Origin of the sequence: Polyangium spumosum (genome assembly GCF_009649845.1) — a bacterium.
Classification (GTDB): Bacteria; Myxococcota_A; Polyangia; order Polyangiales; family Polyangiaceae; genus Polyangium; species Polyangium spumosum.
This window is the reverse complement of record NZ_WJIE01000027.1, coordinates 47,280-63,960: the sequence shown is the minus strand read 5'-3', so window position 1 is coordinate 63,960 and position 16,681 is coordinate 47,280. Positions and strand designations below refer to the sequence as shown.

The window sequence follows — 16,681 nt, the reverse complement described above, 5'->3', positions numbered from 1 at the left end:
CCAGAAACCAGAGTGCGCCTCACGCCGCGGCGAAGACGCCGCGACGCGAGGCGCGAGCTGCCGCTGTTGTAGCCGCACCCTCATAGAATTCACGACGGCGCTGTCTCGTTCGCGTTGACACGTTCCGGACATCGAGCAGTCCACCAACGAGAACTTGATCGACTTTGTGCTCGGGCGCCCCGGCGCCGCAGCCCATGTCCTCGAGTCTCTCGGCAGTCTCAATGCGCTCGCCCGCTTTACCCCCACCGCCCTAACTGAGCGCTTCGGCCTCACCCTGGACGAGGCTACGCGCGTAGCCGCCGCTCTTGAACTTGGCCGCCGCCGCTTGGTCGATGCAGTTCATATTACGGCAATCAGTTCGAGCCACGATGTCGCCATATGGGCCCATCCCCGGATTGGTCTGCTCGCGCACGAGGAGCTGCACCTCCTCGCGCTCAGCGGTCAGGGCGGCCTTCGCGGAGCTCGCCTCATCGCACGAGGCGGCCTCCACGCGCTCGCCGTTCGGCCTTCCGACATCCTTCGGGCCGGCCTCGAGCTCGCCGCGTCCGGGTTCGTCCTGGTCCACAACCACCCGAGCGGGAATCCGGACCCCTCGCCCGAGGACATCGCTCTCACCCGGCGCGTGCAGGAATCCGCGGACTTGCTTGGAATGCCGCTCGTCGACCACGTCATCGTGGTTGCATCCGGACGATTCAGTTCGTTCGTCGCGAACCAATGGTCGAGTCAATCGGGCTCGCAATAACCGCTAAATTGCGGAGATAAGAATCATGAGGAACCCCCTCACAACCCAGGAGGTTACCATGATGTCTCGTCTCGCAAGCTTCCTCCGCGACCCCAAGGCGGTCAGCAAGGCGCTCCGCATCGCAGCCGCGGTCATCATGATGGCCGCGCAGATCATCACCATCTGCCTGGGCTGAGGGGCCACCTCGTCCCCATCCAATCCGAAAGATATCAGGAGAAACCATGCCCACCACGCCCAATGCCGCCCCGTCGAACCCCGAGAACCCCGGCGCCTCGTTCATCAAGCGCGTCATGGCCAACGATTCGGCGAAGAAAGGCGCCGCCGCCCTCGTGGCCGGCGTCGTGCTCGCGGTCGTGACCGAGGCCATCTGGCCCTCCAACTCGTAGGGGACATCCTCGGCGAGGCGCTGTTCGACGAACTGCGGCGCCGCCTCAAGGATATCGCCCCCGTCGCCGATGAGACGCTCGAATGGCTCCGGGAGGCGGCACGCCCGCCCCCGGGCGTCGAGCTCGTCAGCGAGGACGGGGCCATGTTCACCGGTGTCGTCTTCGTCGAGCGAAACCGGCCCGTGGCCATGCTGGCGTTCCGGCATGCGCCGACGCGGCACGCGCCTCGATACGGTCCGCCCCAATACCCCAACCAGTACCCGCCTCCCCATCAGCGCCACCTCTTCGACGAAGACGAGGAGGTGCCGCCGCCGGCCTGGAGGCCCAGCAGGTTGTGGGATCGCTGAAAGCGTTCATCGTATGTCGACCAGGGCGTCCCGCTGGCACGTAATGACGTGCTCCGGGGCGCCCTTCTGTTTTCCGGAAAGGAGATCCCCATGCGCGTCAATGGCCGCACGCTTCGCTACTCCACCCTCGCCGAGCGGCGCATGTTCCTCTCGCTCGGCATCACGGAGCTGCGCGTGCCGCGTTCCATGAATCCGTACACCGTCGCCCGTCGAATCGCTCGGGCGGCGAAGAACAATTCGCCCGACATGGAGTTCTTCAAGAGCCTCGCGACGCAGGCGAAGCGGGCGCCCGACCAGGCGCCGGGGCCGTCGCCGGACTTCGATCGGCCCGAGCCCGTGCTGCCGGAGCCGCACGAGCCGCTCCATGCCGCGGCGTAGCAGTCTCGAAGAGGTGCGGTGCGCGCTTCGGATCGCGGAGCCCAATACGAAGAGCCTCAGCCGATATCTCGAGGAGACGTCCGAGCACGTGGCCGTTCTCCTCGGGGTCGAGCGCGAGGCTCTCGAGCAGCTCGTCGGCAAACCCGACCGTGAAGTGGGGCCGAAGCTCGAGGCCCTGCTTCACAGGCGAGCAGAAGCGCAGGAAGCCAGGCGCGCGGAGCGGGCGGCCCAGCTCGCCTGCTCCGCCGCCGAGCATCTCGCTCGCACCGCCGTGTGGCACGAGGGACGGGCGCACCTCGACCCGAGCATTCTCTTCGGTGCCATCCTCGCGGATGTGGGGCACAAGTTCATTGCGTTTCACGGCGGACGTGCCTTCGAGGTCCGCATGCTGCGCCATACGCTTTGGAGCGCGGGCGAGGCGCTTTCCCGTCATGACGACTTGGCTGCCTGGGTCGATGCCGAGGGGCTCCACTTCCGCTGGAAGAACGGGCGAGGCGGCCTGAACTTCCTTTCGCAGCACGTGCCCGCGCGCGACATCGCGTACGGGCTGCACGTGTATCTCACGCCGCCCGCGCAGCGGACGAGCGTGCACCGGGCGCAGCGGCCAGCGCGGCGTCCCGTCTCGCTGGGCGATGAAGTCGTCAACATGACGCTCTTCGCGTAGTGACATCGTATTACCGCGACGAACTACGTCTGCGGTGCCCTCTCGTCGGACGGCATGCCTGCAAGGCATTGCGTCCTCTCCTCGGACAATCCCATGACCAGCAGCGCAGCTTCGACCCTTTCCCGGTCCCAGCGCCGTGTCGCCGCCGCCGGAGGTCGCCATATCGGCGACATCGTCGGATGGAACACGGAGCGCATTAACGTCTCCCGTGAGGATGCTCGCAAGCTCCTCGAGCCCGAGAAGTTCGAGCATCTCATCGTGGATATGGATCCCGCCACGGCGCTCTCCCGCGCCGCCGGCGAGGTCAAGCGGCCGGCGAACATCCTCGTCCGGCCGTTCTCCCGCCCGAACGTCGACACGCCCGCGTCGTTCGGGGTGTACCTCCAGAACAAGATCGACGGCGAGAAGGGCGACAACGTCGTCTGCGGCGCGCGGTGCCGCGTCGATTCCGGTGGCAATCGTATCGTCTCCCTGGCGCCCGAGGGAGGCGCCGGGCTCGAAGCGGCCCTCGCACACGCCGAGAACATCGCCGCGCACGCGAACCACCTCATCACCCATTGCGAGACGCGGGACATCTCGAATGTCCTCGTCGCTATGGTGAAGGCCCTCTCCGGCGTGCCCATCCGCAACCGCGGCGGGCTCTATCTGCTTCCGCCGCCGTCCTGCGGCACGTGGAAGCGGCTGAAGCCCGCGCTCGAGGAGCTGCACGTCGAGCCGCTCACCATCGAGATGCATGACGCGCCGGACAACCTCGCCGTCGCGAAGTCCGCGGCGCAGAGCGCGCTCGAGTCCGACATCGCCGAGCTCCTCACGGACCTCGAGAAGGCCAAGACCGACGGCATGCGGCAGGACGCGCTCTCGCGGCGGGTTCAGGCCTGCAACGAGCTCGTCGCCAAGGCCGAGCTCTACCGCGGCGTGCTCGCCGGGGTCTCCGACAAGATCACCACGAAGGTGAAGGAGCTCCAGGACAGCTTCCAGCGCCAGCTCTCGGGCGGTGGGAGCAGTGGGCCGTCGTTCTCCATCGCCGTGAACGACTGATTGCACGACAAACCGGCCCCGTCTCGGGTGACACCGAGGCGGGGCGCCGCCGCGGCTTCAACCAGTCGCGGATCTCCACAACATGAAAAAGAACGGTTCCATCGACATGGGCTCCGTCCGCGCGCGGTTCCGCGCCGTGCGTGATGGGCTCAACACGGCTTTCCGGGAGCGCGAGGACGCGATCGAGTGCATCTTGCTCGCCGCGCTCGCGCAGAGCCACGCGCTGCTCGTCGGGCCTCCGGGCACGGCGAAGAGCGCGCTCTTCTTCGGGTTCCTCGCGTCGTTTCCGGATGCGCGGAAGTTCCAGACGCTCGTCACGAAGTTCGGCACCGAGGACGAGTACTTCGGGCCGGTGAAGCTCTCGGCGCTCAAGAACGACCTCTGGGAGAGGAACCTGGATGGCCGCCTCGCGGCCGTCGAGTGCGCCTTTCTCGACGAGGTCTTCAAGGGCTCGGACAGCGTGCTCAATGCGTTCTTGAGCGCGATGAACGAGCGGCTCTACAAGGGACAGCCGATTCCCCTGCGGCTTCTCGTCGGCGCGTCGAACGAGCTGCCTGAGGAGGAAATCCTCGCGGCGATCTACGACCGATTCCTCCTGCGCGACGTGGTCGAGTACGTGCAGGCAAATGCGACGTGGATGCAGCTCGTCGCTGCGCCGCCCGAGTACAAGCCCGCGGCGCAGATCGCTCTCGCGGAGTGGGATGCCGCGTGCAAAGACGTGCAACGCCTCGAGCTGCCCCAGCGTGCCGTCGAGGAGCTGCTCCGGCTCCGTACCGCGCTGAAGGCGGATGGCCTCGTCCTCTCGGATCGGCGGTGGATCGCGCTCACCCGTGTCCTCAAGGCGGCGGCGTGGCTCGACGATGCGCCAGCGGTCGAGCTCGATCACCTCTCCGTCCTGAAGTACGGGCTCTGGAACAAGCCGGAGGATCGGGCGCGTGTCATCGCCGTGCTGCAGACGGTCGATCGCTCCGTCGTCGCGCAGGCCATCGATATCGTGGACGAGGCGCTCCGCGGATACGCGAATCGGCCGACGGAGCCGGCGGCGTATCAGTCCGCATTGCCCCAGCTCGCGGACAAGGTCACGGAGGCGGGCAAGCGCGTGCAGGACATACTGAAGAACGGCGTGTCGCGCCGCGCCCATGCCCGCATCCAGCCGAAGCTCGACGAGCTCAAGAAGGCCCACGACGCGCTCACGGCCGACCTCTCCAAGCGCTACGCGCTGCCGTAGGCCATGGGCACGTTCTTGCAGGCAAGGCGCCGGCATCTCTGCGTCAAGGAGGCTTCCTTCGAGGACGCGGAGAAGGCCGGCGACCTGTGGAATGCGATCGTGGGGCTCGGGCGGGATCCGCCGACGCGGTCTTTTGCCGAGGCCGTGCGGGATACGGTTCCCGCCGAGTACATGGCCTTTCTCGCCCTCGACGAGGTCGGCGCGGCCTACGCGTTCGGGCTCTTGTGGAAGGCGGGGAAGCATGTCCCGGAAGGTGCCTCGGCCTTCGAGATACGAAGCGCCGCCCGCGAGGAGTGGGCGACGTTCGATAAGAAGGCGAAGCAGGTCAAGCACCTGTCGGACGGGTTCGGCTGGGATCTTTCGTCGGCCTGGGCGCAGGTCCGGCAAGTAGATGCTGCGGGAGACGACATGGATCGGGTCGAGCGGATTGCTCGGCTGGCAGGTCGCATGTTCGCTTCGCTCCGCGGCGCCCACGCGAGCAAGGTCCACGGGGTCTCGGGCGAGGTGTACTCGGTCGAGCAGGGCAATGACGTCGCCCGGCTTCTGCCGGCAGAGACGGTGCTTCTGACCGACCCGCAGATCGAGATCGTGGCTCTCGAACGAATCGCCTCTCGCCGGGCTGCGCAGTATGCGGTCCGGGGAACGACGAAGAAGTCGAAGGGCCCGCTCGTGCTGGCGCTCGATGAATCCGGCAGCATGTCCGGAGTCCGGAACGAGTGGGCGAAGGCCGCTGCGGTGGCGCTCGCCCGCATCGCCTCGGAGGAGAATCGGCCCGTGGCGGTGGTCCATTACGCGACGTCCACCGTGATTCAAATCGTGAAGCCCAACGACAGCGCGGGGGTCGTCAAGATGATCCTGCACTTCCTCAGCGGTGGAACGGCGATCGGCCTGGCCCTCGGGGTTGCGGTGGATCAGGTGAAGGCGCTCGCGCAGAAGGGCCAGCACGGCGCCGACATCATCCTCGTCACGGACGGCATCGACCGGAACGAGGAGGAGCAGAAGAAGTCGGTCGACGCGGCGGCGAGCATCGGCGCGCGGCTCTGGACGGTGGCGATCGAGTGCTCCATCCCGGAGGACTCACCGCTCCGGAAGAAGGCCGCGCAATACACCGAGCTCAACGACAAGGCGATGACCGAGGGCTCGAGTATCACGTTGCTCGCGGGGGCAACGTGAGCGACGAAGATGATGATGTCGGTGTAGAGTTTATCCTGATTGCGGCCTACAATCGCGCGCAGGCACTCGAAGACGGCACGCTCGTCGACGTCACCGTGCTCGCGAAGCAGGCCGGGATCAAGGCGCCGGTGGCGCTGACGCGCTCCGTCTGGGAGAAGTACGTCGAGCTGTCACCGGCCGCGGAGGAGGCGGGGAACGATACGACGGGCAGGCTCTGGGACATCCTGTGGATGTTCCGCTGCGCCGCCCTGCAACGGCCGGATGAAGCTGAGATCCGGTACAAGTTGTATGTCGTCACCGACGCGATCGAACCGTCCCTCGTCGACCTGAAGGCCATCATCGGGCCCGGCGACGATGGCGAGGCGGTCATCACGATCCTCTTGCCCGAAGAGGATTGAGCGACAAACCAACAACAAGAATGCGGCGTGCGGTTCTCCCGTGCGCCGCATTTGCTTTTTCAGGGAGACACATGTCGTCCAAGCAGTCGCCCACGAAGAACGCGGAGACCGAGGAGCAGGACCGCGTGGAAGAGTGCATGGCGTCGTTCGCGCTCGCCAGCGACGGGCACGTCTACATCCACGAGGACGAGCTGCCGGCGGACAAGCGGCGCGGGCGGAAGGAGTGGCGGGGCGTGCGCCTCACGCGGGCGGAAACGGAATTTTTCGCCGAGGAGGTCGAGCTCATCATGCCGAACGTGGCCGTCGCGCTGCGGAGCGCCATCGAGAAGGGCAAGCTCGGCGGGCAGGAGCCGCCCGAGGGCGCCGAGCCCGTGAACCCGGGGACGGGTCCGGAGTCCGGCGTCTTCTGATCGAAATGGGCCCGGGGGCATGTGCCTCCGGGCCCGCTTCTTCCTTTGCACAATCAATCATCCGAAGGGAGTCGATATGGGGAAGCATCCCCAATCGGAGAAGTGCCTCCGGAGCGAGGTGCTTTCCATCTCGCTCACGGGTCTCGTCGCGTCGCTCGTGAGCATCGTCGTCACGATCGAGACGGGCGCGAGCATGTTTCAGCTCGTCGGTCTCGCGGAAGTGAGCCTGCGCGAGACGAAGGTACGCGTCCGCTCCGCTCTCGCGCAAGTCGGCGTGCGGCTCGACGGCTACAACATCACGGTCAAGATCTCCCCCGCAGATCTTCGGAATGATGGGTTCTTCGACCTGGCCATTGCGACAGCAGTGATTCTTGCCTTTGAGAAGAAGACGCTGCCGGGCGCCGTCGTGCTCGGCGAGCTGTCCCTCTCGGGGGGAGTGCGGCCCGTTCGTGGGGTGCTGCCGGCGCTGCGGGGTGTGGCGAGCAAGGGGATCCAGCATGCGATCGTGCCCCGTGCCAACCTCGCGGAGGCTGCGAGCGCATCGGAGCTCGACGTGCGTGTGGCGGGGAAGTTGGATGCCGTGCAGGACTACCTGCGAGGAGCCTGCGAACTCGAGCGCGCGAGCTTGCCCTTCCGACCGAAGCAGTCTGCGGCGCTCGATCTGTCGGACATGCGCGGGATGGCCTCCACGCGGCGAGCGATCGAGATCGCGGCGGCGGGCCAGCATTCGATTCTCCTCGTCGGCCCGCCCGGTGCTGGGATCACGATGGCCTCGCGCCGCATCCCCACGATCCTGCCCCCGATGTCCGCGGACGAGGCGCTCGAAGTCACGAGCATCCACTCCGTCGCCGGATTGCTCAATTCGGAGCAGGGGCTCGCTACGAACCGGCCGTTCCGGGCACCGCATCATTCGGTGGCTCCGGCAGGACTTGTCGGAGGAGGAGAGCCCGTGCGTCCCGGGGAGGTGTCCCTCGCCCACGGCGGCGTCTTGTTCCTCGACGAATTGCCGGAGTTCCGTCGGAGTTCGCTCGCTCTGCTGGAGACAACGCTCGCTCACGGAGAAGCGGTCATCATCCGAGGGCAGAGCCGCACGGTTTTCCCTGCGCGTCCTCTCCTGGTTCTGGCAACGCACGCGTGCCCTTGCGGATTCTACGGGGACGCGAAACGGCGGTGCACATGTTCCGTCGAGCAGATCCGGCGTCATCGGGAGCGAGTGCACGGGCCGCTTTTCGAGCGAGTCGACATGCAGATCGTGGTGCCGCCTGTCGACGTCGCGCAGCTCGGGGGCAAGGCGAAGGGCGAGAACAGCGAGACGGTGCGGAACCGGGTCGTTGCAGCACGAACGATCCAGCATGCGCGCGGGGCGCGGCAGAAGGTCGCCTCCTCGCTCAACACCACGTTGAACGACCGCGAGCTCGGGCGTATCGCTGTGCCTGATGCGCAGGGCAAGCGGACCCTGGAGCAGGCCGTCGAGCGTCTCGGGCTGTCGGCCAGCCTCCGGACCAAGGTGCTCCGCGTGGCCCGAACGATCGCTGACCTCGACGGGAGCGAGGTCGTCCGCGCGCCGCACGTAGCCGAGGCCGTTCTCCTCGCTCCTGTCTTCGGGCGTGGCTGATGACCGGCACCAAAGAGCCCGAGGAAGTCGACGATGGCCCTCCGACCGAACCGGGCATGAAGGCGAGGCCCACCATCCCCTCGGAGGATCGCTGGCACATCGCCTCGTGCTCGGAAGGCAGGGCCATCATCCGTGATCAGAACGGACTGTTCGTCGCGGAGGTCATCGAGGCGGATGCCGAGCTCATCGCGGCGGCTCCCCAGCTCCTCGACCTCGTGAACGACCTCCTGGACGACCTGCGTCGCGATCATCGCATTCCGGAGGCCCTCGCGCTCCTCGAGCGGCTGACCACGCACGCGAGCCGCGAGCGAAAGCAGGAATAACAACCACGGCGCTGCCTCCGGACATCGCACGAATAAGCACCCGAGCCCAGATGCGCCGCGAATGGCGGCTCCTGGGAGCTTCGACAGGCGCACCTTCTCGGGGAGGTGCGCTCTTCTTTTGTGGACCAACGACCATGCAGCAGAACAACGGCGCTCTCCGCGGCGCCCTGCAGGCCATCGAGAAACAGTACGGCAAGGGGGCGATCATGAGCCTCGGGGACGACAATCCGGATCGCGGCGTGCGCGTCTTGCCCACGGGCTCGCTCGCGCTCGATGCCGCCCTCGGGATCGGAGGATATCCGCGCGGCAGGATCGTGGAGATCTACGGGCCCGAGTCGTCGGGCAAGACCACGCTCACCCTGCACGCGCTCTACGAGGCGCAGAAGGCGAAGGGCATCGCCGCGTTCATCGACGCCGAGCACGCGTTCGACCCGAACTACGCACGCAACATCGGCGTCGACGTCAACCGCCTGCTCGTCTCGCAGCCGGACAATGGCGAGCAGGCCCTCGAGATCGTCGAGACGCTCACGCGCTCCGGCGCCGTCGACGTCATCGTCATCGACTCGGTCGCGGCTTTGACACCGAAGGCCGAGATCGAGGGCGACATGGGTGACGCGCACATGGGCCTCCAGGCGCGGCTGATGAGCCAAGCCCTGCGCAAGCTCACGGCCATCGCGTACCGGGCCGAGACGCTGCTTATCTTCATCAACCAACTCCGGCACAAGATCGGCGTCGTCTTCGGCAGTCCCGAGACGACCACGGGCGGCAATGCGCTCAAGTTCTACGCGAGCGTGCGCCTGGACGTCCGCCGCGTGGGGCCCCTGAAGCTCGGGGACCAGGTGGTCGGCGCGAAGACGCGCGTGAAGGTCGTGAAGAACAAATGCGCGCCTCCGTTCCGGGAGGCGGAGTTCGACATTCGCTGGGGGCTCGGAATCGACGCGGCCGGTGATCTCATCGACGTCGGTCTCTCGCTCGGCGTGCTCAAGCAGAGCGGGGCATACATCTCGTTCAACGGCGAATCGCTTGGGCAGGGAAGGGAGCGCGCCAGGGAGGCGCTCAAGGGGCCCATTGGCGCGGCAATACGGGCCGCAGTCGAGGCGGCGAAGGATACGCGCGTCGCCGCCGAGTAGGAGCGAGGTCGCACGGATGTTCACGGAGAAACAGCCGGGCGCCCCACGGGTCGCACTCGTGGGGTGCTCAGCGTTGAAGAGCAAGAGGCCTGCGCTGGCCAAGGAGTTCTACACGTCGGCGCTGTTTCGAGCGGCCTACGAATATGCCGAGAAGACGTGTGGCGCTGTGATCATCGTCTCCGCCTTCTACGGCGCGGTCGCTCCGAAGACCGTGCTTCGGCCGTACGACCGAAACCTCCGGAAACTCCGCAAGAGCGAGCGCGAAGATTGGGGCGCGCGGACGGTCGGTGAAGTGTTGCCGTCGTTCAGCGTGCCTCCGCAGCTCGTGATCCTGGCCGGGAAGGTGTATGCCGATGCGCTCGTGCATGGAGCGCATTGGCATAACCTTCCGAGGCCGGAGCAGCCGTTGCGTGGGATTCGGGGATGCGGGGCACGGGTGGCGTGGCTGAAGGCGCATACGCCGGAAGGTTCGAAACCAAAACGAGCGTGACGAGGTTCTGAATGACCAAGGCGAAGAATATCGTATCCGTTCGGCCACTCGCATCATGGCGCACCTCGGTGCAGCCGCGTAGTCTTCGCCCTCGATGCGGCAGCAGCATGACGAGTTCGTCGTGGATGAACCCCAGGGGGACTCAGCTCGCCCGAAGCCCGTGAGAAAGCGTGGTTCTGCGCGCGGTCGGAGCGCGGATGGGAAGGGCGCCGATGCGTCCGCCGTTCGGCCCGGGGGCGGAGAACGCTCTTCGCGGCGTCGCGGTTTGACCGGACCGTCCAATCTAAGCGGGGAGATGGCGCCGACGACGAGTGAGCCATCGAAGGGCGCACGGAATGTACGTGTCCGCCGAACCCGCGCCGAGGATGGCGCGGCTCCGAAGACCACCTCGGATGGCTCGCGTACGCGGTCAGGTCGAGGCCGGCGGACGCTGGACGCGGCTCCAGAGGCTCCGATCGAGCCGCTCACGAGCGTCAGTCTGCTCGAGGGTTTGCTTCCAGTACTTGGGCGACAGCTCGAGGACGCGGTCGCGGGGCCAATCGGGCAGGAGGATCAATACGTCTCGCAGGTAAGCCCAGGGCTCGATGCCGTGGAGCTCGCAGGAGGCGATGAGCGAGACGGCGATGGCGTTCCATTCGGCGCCCTCGTCACTGCCGACGAAAAGCCAATTCTTTCGGCCGACAGCCTCCCGGCGGAGTTCGAGCTCCGATTGGTTGTTGTCCAGGCGCAGCCGGCCGTCGTCGAGGAATCGCGTGAGGGGCACCCACTGATTGCGGGCGTAGCCGATGGCCTGGCCGATGGGGCTCTTGGGCAATGCCGTGAGCTCCTCCACGTCGAGCCAGATGCAGAGCCTCGATCACGGGCGTCGCGAGCCTTCGGCGCTCCTCCGTCCGGCGAGCCGGCGAAAGCTCCTTGGTGTCGGCGTCGATTGCGTACAGCTTGCCGATGAACCCGAGCGCGACGAGGGCCCGCTCCTTGTCCGACGAGAGCGCCTTGAAGAAGCCGCGGCGGCAGTGGGCCCAGCATCCGACCTCGGTCACTTCCTCGGTGCGATAGAGCAGCTCGTAGACATTGTGCGCGTCGGCGAGGACGTAGCCCTTGTAACCGCGCAGAAAGTCTCTCGGCCCGTCCTGGGTGTGACGCGGCGTGAAGCGGAACAGCACGTGGTCTCGGTCCGCGACGAGCACCCAGAAATAGCCTCTGCGGCACTTCTCCTTCGCCTGCACGAGCACACCGGTCGCGTCCATGGCAATGCAATGCGAGTTTTTCGCGTCCACGGCCATCGCGTCGACGATGTACCTGAGCAGGCTCGTGGAGGCCCCCACCCAGTTGCACAGGGTCGAGCGCGCGAGCGACACGCCTTCTCGCTCGTAGATCCTCTCCTGCCTGTGCAGCGGCAACGAATTTCCGTACTTGCTCACGATCACGTGCGCGAGCAGCCCGGGCCCCGCCATGCAGCGCGGAATCGGCGCCTCGGGCGCGGGCACGATGCGCACGCCCTCCTCCGGCTTACCCTTCCTCGCGAACTTCGGCCGAATGACCCGGACTCGCACGAAGCTCGCGGACCGCCATTCGAGCGTCTCGCTCACCTCTTCGCCGATCCGTACGAAGGAGGCAGCCTCTTCACCCTGGACCTCGGGCGGAAGGAGCACGATTTCTTCGACGGGCAGATGCTCGGGCAGGATTTGCCGCCCATGGGGCGTGACCTTGCGCGCCTTTTGCTTGGGCTTTTTGCCGTCGGGAAGCCGCTCTCCGGACGGCTGCTCGGGAGGCGTCTCTGCATTCGGCGTCTCATTCGACGTCTGCTCGGAGAGCTGCTCGAGCCCGCCGAGCGCCTCGACGACGGCCTTCAACGCGAGCTGCGTCTGCGCCGGATCGACTTGCTCGGCCTTGCGACCGAAGATGTGGCGCCGAAGGCGGTCGAGCTCGATGCTAACGAGCTCGTAGAGCTTGCGGTATTCGTCGCGCTCGTGGCGAAGTTTGTCCCGCTCGCGGGAGGTGCCCGCGAGGCGGCTCTCCAGAGCGACGACCTTGGCCTCGAGCTCAGGGTTTGTCACGGGACGTGCTGATATACGTCCCGTGGCGTCTTGTAAAGTGGAAAGTTTTACCTGACCGTACCCGCATCGAGCGCGCGGATGCGCTGCTTCGCCGGCGGGAGCTGGATTCCTTCGAGGAGCCTGGCCATCTCGGCGGCCTCGATCGGGATGCACGTCGCGCCCGGCTCGAGCCCCTCGGGCACGCGGAACGTCCCGCGCTCGAGCCGCTTGTAAAGCAGGCAAAACCCCGTGCGATCCCACCAGAGGATCTTCACCCGATCCGCTGTCTTGTTGAAGAACATGAACAGCGCACCAGAGAGCGGATCCTCCCGCAGCACCTCGCGCACGGCCCCCGCGAGCCCATCGAACGAACGACGCAAGTCGAGCCGCTCGGTCGAGACGTAGATCGCCATTCGTGCCGGAATCACGCTGCACCTCCGCGCAGGGCCGCGACGACGCGGCCGAGCTGGGCGAGGTCCGCTCCCGGCGAGACGCGAATGACTTCGCCGCGCGGCAAGACGACCTCGAGCACGGACGGGCGCTCCGCCGAAACTGCGGGCGTATCCTCGATGATCGCGACCGGAAGGAACTTCGGCGCGGTCGTCGGCGAGGCGGTGGTCGGCAGGGACGCGTCCTGCTTTCCCAGCCGGCTGCTCCACGCGTAGATCATCCCAGCACTGACGCCCCTGCCCTTGGCGAACGCCCGCGCAGACAGGCCACTCTGTCGCCAATCCTCCACGATGCGCCGCCACCGGCGCTCGGTCCTCGTCGTCCGTGTAGCCATGACGAACCTCCTTCGAGGCCCGAGAGATGCACGAATGCACGCAGATGTGGAATGATGGGGGTCGCAGGACGGATACAGAATATCAGGGCCAAGAAGAATGCGGTCGGCGATCCGGCCGCGCCGATGGCGACCGACACTGCGTCGGAATGGGCGTTCCCGGCGATCCGGGGCGTGCAGGCCGGTGGCGAGTATTACTCGATCATGGTGCGGCTCCGGGATATCTCCAGGCCGTTCGCCCCCGTCGATGCGAAGCTGCCGCCCGAGCTTCGGGCGCAGCGGGTCTTGAGCAGGACGCGCGTGCCGAAGATCGCCGACTACATCACCAGCAATCCGACGAGCTATACGCTGCCAGCCCTGGTCGGCGCCGTCGATGGCCTGCCTCGATTCGAGCCAGGTCACGAGAAGAGCCACATGGGCACACTCTACATCCCGCGGGACATGACCGTTGCGGTCCTCGATGGGCAGCATCGGCGGGCGGCCGTCGCAATGGCGCTCTCGCAGGAGTACGTGAGGAAGAGGCGGGGATCGCTCGGAGACGAGAGCATCTGCGTGACGTTGTTCGTCGACGCGGGCCTCGAGAAGGCGCAGCAGAGGTTCGCGGACCTGAACCGGTTCGCGGTGCGGCCGAACAACTCGCTCGGGCTCTTGTACGACCATCGCGACGAGCTCGCGAAACTCACGCGCGCCGTCGTGCGTGACGTCTTCCTTTTTCACCAGCTCACCGATGGGGAGAAGACTTCGGTGTCGGGCGGGTCGAACAAGCTCTTCGCGCTTGCGAGCATCCACGCGGCCACGAGGGCGCTGCTTGCGGGCTTCAGCGGGAGCTTCGAGACCGCGAGGCAGATTGCCGTCGAGTTCTGGACCGAGCTGACGCGCGTCATGCCGGACTGGCACGAGGTCGGCCTCGGCAAGATCCGCGCGTCTGCGCTGCGAGATCGGTGCGTGCACGCGCATGCGGTCGTGCTCGAGGCCCTCGGTCGCGTCGGCAACGCCCTGCTGCGGGAGCGGCGCGAGGACTGGAAGAGCGTGCTGACGAAGCTCGGGACGCTCGACTGGTCGCGGGCCCATCGGCGGTGGGAGGGGCGCGCGGTTGTGAACAGCAGGGTCTTGAAGAACGCAGCGAGCGTCATCCTCACGGCGAACCTGATCAAGCATCACCTCGGCCTCGAGCTCGCCATCGACGAGCGGCGGTACGAGCCGGCGCAGGTCGGCAAGGACGACAGACCGGGGGACGAGGCTCTGCGGGCCGTCCCCGGGGCAACGGCGGCCTGATCGCAGAAGACAGGGGCGGTGCAGCTCGACGGCTGCACCGTCCGCTTTTAGCCCCCTGCCGGTCCTGAGCGTGTCCAGCAGGCCGCGTGGATCGCGCCTTGGGCCCCGTAGTACGTGAGACCGGGCGCCGAAGAAAAGCCGTCGCGCGAGGGAGGGAGCCGAAGAAAAGTCGTCGCGCGAGGGCAGGGAGGCGAGGAAAACTCGTCACGCGAGGGCAGGGAGGCGAGGAAAACTCGTCGCGCGAGGCAGGGAGGCGAGGAAAAGTCGTCGCGCGGGGCAGGGAGGCGAGGAAAACTCGTCGCGCGAGGGCAGGGAGGCGAGGAAAAGTCGTCGCGCGAGGCAGGGAGGCGAGGAAAACTCGTCGCGCGAGGGCAGGGAGGCGAGGAAAACTCGTCGCGCGAGAGCAGGGAGGCGAGGAAAACTCGTCGCGCGAGGGCAGGGAGGCGAGGAAAACTCGTCGCGCGAGAGCAGGGAGCCGAAGAAAAGTCGTCGCGCAAGGACAGGGAGCCGAAGGACCACGCTCTACAGGCCGGCCTTCGAGATCCGATCCATGAGCGTTGCCTTGCGCGCATGCCGGCTCCGAAAAGACTGCAGCAACGTGTCGAAGTCCCCCGCTCCCGATCTTGCGGCGAGATCGCGGAGGTCAACCAGAACCTCCACCGCTGCAACGTAGTTCTTGGACTGCTTGGCAGTGACGAGCGTCTCGACATCCAGCCAGAGCTGCTTCTCCTTGCCCACCAGCGCGTCCAGACGCTTCGCCCGTTCGCGCGCCGCTTGTCGCTGACGTCGGTCGGCATCGGCAACGGCTTCTCGTTCGGCGTTTTGCCTGCGCTCCACGGCGTGCCTTTCGGCGATACGGCGAATCTCGCCGATGGTTCGTCGTTGCGGCGCCGCCAGACTCGCCTTCGCCGGATCGTGGTCCTGCACGAACCGACGATGCAACTCCGCCGACACCGACAGCGTGTCCTCGGCGAACAAGCGGGCGAGCCACGTGTCCTTCGCGGCCAGCGGGAGCGTGGCGAGCCAAGCCATCAGCTCGTTTCGGCCGGGCGATGGGGTCGACATCTGCGGGCTCGTCTCCGCGGCGGCACGAAGCAGATCCGGGTCGATACGCAGGAACTCGACCAACGCCTCGAGCGAAGCGCTGAACTGCCCCATCCCTGGCGGCACGGGCGGCTCCGGCTCCTCATCGTCGAACTCGTCGGCTTGCACGGCGAGCAACCAGCCGAGGTACAGCGCCCTACGATCGTCGCGGGCGAGCTCCGCACGAATCGCGATGAGTGACGGCAGTATGCCCTCGCCAGTGTCCCAATCTTCTTCCTCGTCATCCTGCGAGGTGAAGGTCAGGACGACCTGGTCTTTGTTCTTGCGCGCCGTCAGGCTGTTTCGCGAGCAATACGGACGCACATCGGCGAGGTCGAGGAACTTCGAGGACAGGCGCACTTTGAACACGTGCGTACCCCAGTTCGTGAGATACAGAAACGCGTCGAAGTAGCGGAACATCCACGCGTCTTCGTCGCCCTTGAAGTTCCCCCACTCGTAATGGTTGACGAAGCTCGTTGGCGTGATGCGGGCACGCGTCGAGTACGAACGGAGCTCGGCCATCTCCTTTTCGGTGAGAGATCTGTCGATCGCCTGAAATTCATAATACTGATACTCACTCATTCATCATTCGCCCCTGCGATGCTTCGATCCAGCGCGGTACGGGAACCAAGAGCGGCGCCGGGCGACCCCACGGGATGGGCAACGGGACCGCCGTGCGGCATACGAGATGCAGCGTCATCCCCTCGTGGCCAACCACGGACGCCTGCATGGCCGGGTTCTCCACACCATCCTTCACCTGCCAGGCGTGCAGCGTGAGCAGGCCCGTGCGATGCGCACCGCGAAGCCGAGCCTTGAACGCGGAGAGGCCGAGCCCCGTCACCTCACCGCGGTCATCGAGCTCCCGGAACAGCTCCACGATGAGCGCGTCGTGCGAGCTTTCATTGACGACTGCCTGCACGCGGGCGGCGAAAGCGTCGAGCGGCAGCGTGAGCAAGCGGGGGCGCCCTTCGCGGCGCTTTTCATCCTCGTGGACCTTGCGCGCGAAGTCTTTTGCGGCGGCGTATGCCTTGGGAGAGAGCGCCCCGACGACGTCGTCGAGCGCGGCGAACATGGTCCGACGCGACCATCGCTGCACGAGATGAAACGTGGTTCGTCGGGAACGAACCGCAGATGCGGCGACCACCAAGGGGTTCACGTCCTCGGCGCGCTGGCACGTGGCGAGT

At 66.5% G+C, this 16,681-nt stretch carries 20 protein-coding genes and 1 pseudogene; 15 read left to right on the top strand and 6 right to left on the bottom strand.

All coding sequences use genetic code 11. From position 1 onward, the window contains the following. Positions 1-166: 166 nt before the first annotated feature. From GF068_RS47545 to GF068_RS41055, 14 genes are all read left to right on the top strand, one after another. The gene (locus GF068_RS47545) at positions 167-742 is read left to right on the top strand and encodes a JAB domain-containing protein (protein WP_420814157.1); all 576 of its coding nucleotides are present in this window, start codon (positions 167-169) and stop codon (positions 740-742) included. Between the two features lie 221 nt (positions 743-963). Next, positions 964-1,128, top strand: coding sequence for a hypothetical protein (locus tag GF068_RS41115; protein WP_153825033.1), 165 nt, complete (start codon positions 964-966; stop codon positions 1,126-1,128). 143 nt (positions 1,129-1,271) lie between these two features. Then, positions 1,272-1,475 carry a hypothetical protein gene (locus tag GF068_RS41110; RefSeq protein ID WP_153825032.1) on the top strand — a complete coding sequence of 68 codons (204 nt, stop codon included), beginning with the start codon at positions 1,272-1,274 and terminating at the stop codon, positions 1,473-1,475. 90 nt (positions 1,476-1,565) lie between these two features. Next, positions 1,566-1,853 (top strand): hypothetical protein, encoded by a 288-nt coding sequence (locus GF068_RS41105; RefSeq protein WP_153825031.1) that lies wholly within the window; start codon positions 1,566-1,568, stop codon positions 1,851-1,853. A gap of 88 nt (positions 1,854-1,941) precedes the next feature. Beyond that, entirely contained in the window at positions 1,942-2,517 is a 576-nt protein-coding gene (locus GF068_RS41100) for a hypothetical protein (RefSeq protein ID WP_153825030.1), read from the top strand. Positions 2,518-2,775: 258 nt separating this feature from the next. Continuing rightward, positions 2,776-3,555, top strand: a complete 780-nt coding sequence (locus GF068_RS41095) for a hypothetical protein (RefSeq protein WP_153825029.1) — start codon at positions 2,776-2,778, stop codon at positions 3,553-3,555. A gap of 82 nt (positions 3,556-3,637) precedes the next feature. Then, the gene (locus GF068_RS41090; protein ID WP_153825028.1) at positions 3,638-4,783 is read left to right on the top strand and encodes an AAA family ATPase; all 1,146 of its coding nucleotides are present in this window, start codon (positions 3,638-3,640) and stop codon (positions 4,781-4,783) included. Between the two features lie 3 nt (positions 4,784-4,786). Beyond that, positions 4,787-5,956, top strand: coding sequence for a vWA domain-containing protein (locus tag GF068_RS41085; RefSeq protein WP_153825027.1), 1,170 nt, complete (start codon positions 4,787-4,789; stop codon positions 5,954-5,956). Next, on the top strand, positions 5,953-6,354 hold the full coding sequence (locus GF068_RS41080) for a DUF6573 family protein (protein WP_338046777.1): 402 nt from the start codon (positions 5,953-5,955) through the stop codon (positions 6,352-6,354). Before GF068_RS41085 ends, GF068_RS41080 begins: the two co-directional genes overlap by 4 nt. A gap of 71 nt (positions 6,355-6,425) precedes the next feature. Further along, positions 6,426-6,764, top strand: a complete 339-nt coding sequence (locus GF068_RS41075) for a hypothetical protein (RefSeq protein ID WP_136934498.1) — start codon at positions 6,426-6,428, stop codon at positions 6,762-6,764. Between the two features lie 76 nt (positions 6,765-6,840). Further along, a complete protein-coding gene (locus GF068_RS41070) occupies positions 6,841-8,379 on the top strand; it encodes a YifB family Mg chelatase-like AAA ATPase (RefSeq protein ID WP_153825026.1) in 1,539 nt (512 codons plus the stop codon). After that, entirely contained in the window at positions 8,379-8,702 is a 324-nt protein-coding gene (locus tag GF068_RS41065; protein WP_153825025.1) for a hypothetical protein, read from the top strand. The genes GF068_RS41070 and GF068_RS41065 overlap by 1 nt, the downstream gene beginning before the upstream one ends. 134 nt (positions 8,703-8,836) lie before the next feature. After that, on the top strand, positions 8,837-9,832 hold the full coding sequence (gene recA / locus GF068_RS41060; RefSeq protein WP_153825024.1) for a recombinase RecA: 996 nt from the start codon (positions 8,837-8,839) through the stop codon (positions 9,830-9,832). Positions 9,833-9,848: 16 nt separating this feature from the next. Then, on the top strand, positions 9,849-10,322 hold the full coding sequence (locus tag GF068_RS41055) for a DUF6884 domain-containing protein (protein WP_153825023.1): 474 nt from the start codon (positions 9,849-9,851) through the stop codon (positions 10,320-10,322). 409 nt (positions 10,323-10,731) lie between these two features. Here GF068_RS41055 and GF068_RS46740 read toward each other — a convergent pair whose 3' ends face one another. From GF068_RS46740 to tnpA, 4 genes and pseudogenes are all read right to left on the bottom strand, one after another. Next, positions 10,732-11,154, bottom strand: a complete 423-nt coding sequence (locus GF068_RS46740; RefSeq protein ID WP_338046776.1) for an IS66 family transposase — start codon at positions 11,152-11,154, stop codon at positions 10,732-10,734. 70 nt (positions 11,155-11,224) lie between these two features. Then, a pseudogene (tnpC, locus tag GF068_RS41050) lies at positions 11,225-12,379 on the bottom strand (IS66 family transposase); the annotation flags it as partial. 47 nt (positions 12,380-12,426) lie between these two features. Continuing rightward, entirely contained in the window at positions 12,427-12,786 is a 360-nt protein-coding gene (gene tnpB / locus GF068_RS41045) for an IS66 family insertion sequence element accessory protein TnpB (protein WP_153825022.1), read from the bottom strand. Next, the gene (gene tnpA / locus GF068_RS41040; RefSeq protein ID WP_153825021.1) at positions 12,783-13,142 is read right to left on the bottom strand and encodes an IS66 family insertion sequence element accessory protein TnpA; all 360 of its coding nucleotides are present in this window, start codon (positions 13,140-13,142) and stop codon (positions 12,783-12,785) included. Before tnpA ends, tnpB begins: the two co-directional genes overlap by 4 nt. A gap of 123 nt (positions 13,143-13,265) precedes the next feature. Here tnpA and dndB point away from each other — a divergent pair, with 123 nt between their 5' ends. Next, a complete protein-coding gene (gene dndB / locus GF068_RS41035) occupies positions 13,266-14,414 on the top strand; it encodes a DNA sulfur modification protein DndB (RefSeq protein WP_170319991.1) in 1,149 nt (382 codons plus the stop codon). Positions 14,415-14,936: 522 nt separating this feature from the next. On the opposite strand, the gene GF068_RS41030 is transcribed toward dndB, so the two are convergent. Both GF068_RS41030 and GF068_RS41025 read right to left on the bottom strand, forming a co-directional pair. Beyond that, complete coding sequence (locus tag GF068_RS41030) at positions 14,937-16,079, bottom strand: hypothetical protein (protein ID WP_153825019.1); 1,143 nt, start codon at positions 16,077-16,079, stop codon at positions 14,937-14,939. After that, positions 16,072-16,569, bottom strand: a complete 498-nt coding sequence (locus GF068_RS41025) for a hypothetical protein (protein WP_153825018.1) — start codon at positions 16,567-16,569, stop codon at positions 16,072-16,074. The genes GF068_RS41030 and GF068_RS41025 overlap by 8 nt, the downstream gene beginning before the upstream one ends. Positions 16,570-16,681 lie beyond the last annotated feature (112 nt).

Excerpts from the sequence above, each read along its gene's own strand:
- GF068_RS41115 (WP_153825033.1), top strand. The coding sequence starts at position 964 with ATGCCCACCACGCCCAATGCCGCCCCGTCGAACCCCGAGAACCCCGGC.
- GF068_RS41110 (WP_153825032.1), top strand. The coding sequence starts at position 1,272 with ATGTTCACCGGTGTCGTCTTCGTCGAGCGAAACCGGCCCGTGGCCATG.
- GF068_RS41105 (WP_153825031.1), top strand. The coding sequence starts at position 1,566 with ATGCGCGTCAATGGCCGCACGCTTCGCTACTCCACCCTCGCCGAGCGG.
- GF068_RS41090 (WP_153825028.1), top strand. The coding sequence starts at position 3,638 with ATGAAAAAGAACGGTTCCATCGACATGGGCTCCGTCCGCGCGCGGTTC.
- GF068_RS41085 (WP_153825027.1), top strand. The coding sequence starts at position 4,787 with ATGGGCACGTTCTTGCAGGCAAGGCGCCGGCATCTCTGCGTCAAGGAG.
- GF068_RS41075 (WP_136934498.1), top strand. The coding sequence starts at position 6,426 with ATGTCGTCCAAGCAGTCGCCCACGAAGAACGCGGAGACCGAGGAGCAG.
- GF068_RS41070 (WP_153825026.1), top strand. The coding sequence starts at position 6,841 with ATGGGGAAGCATCCCCAATCGGAGAAGTGCCTCCGGAGCGAGGTGCTT.
- GF068_RS41065 (WP_153825025.1), top strand. The coding sequence starts at position 8,379 with ATGACCGGCACCAAAGAGCCCGAGGAAGTCGACGATGGCCCTCCGACC.
- recA (WP_153825024.1), top strand. The coding sequence starts at position 8,837 with ATGCAGCAGAACAACGGCGCTCTCCGCGGCGCCCTGCAGGCCATCGAG.
- GF068_RS41055 (WP_153825023.1), top strand. The coding sequence starts at position 9,849 with ATGTTCACGGAGAAACAGCCGGGCGCCCCACGGGTCGCACTCGTGGGG.
- tnpA (WP_153825021.1), bottom strand. The coding sequence starts at position 13,142 with ATGGCTACACGGACGACGAGGACCGAGCGCCGGTGGCGGCGCATCGTG.
- dndB (WP_170319991.1), top strand. The coding sequence starts at position 13,266 with ATGGCGACCGACACTGCGTCGGAATGGGCGTTCCCGGCGATCCGGGGC.
- GF068_RS41030 (WP_153825019.1), bottom strand. The coding sequence starts at position 16,079 with ATGAGTGAGTATCAGTATTATGAATTTCAGGCGATCGACAGATCTCTC.
- GF068_RS41025 (WP_153825018.1), bottom strand. The coding sequence starts at position 16,569 with ATGTTCGCCGCGCTCGACGACGTCGTCGGGGCGCTCTCTCCCAAGGCA.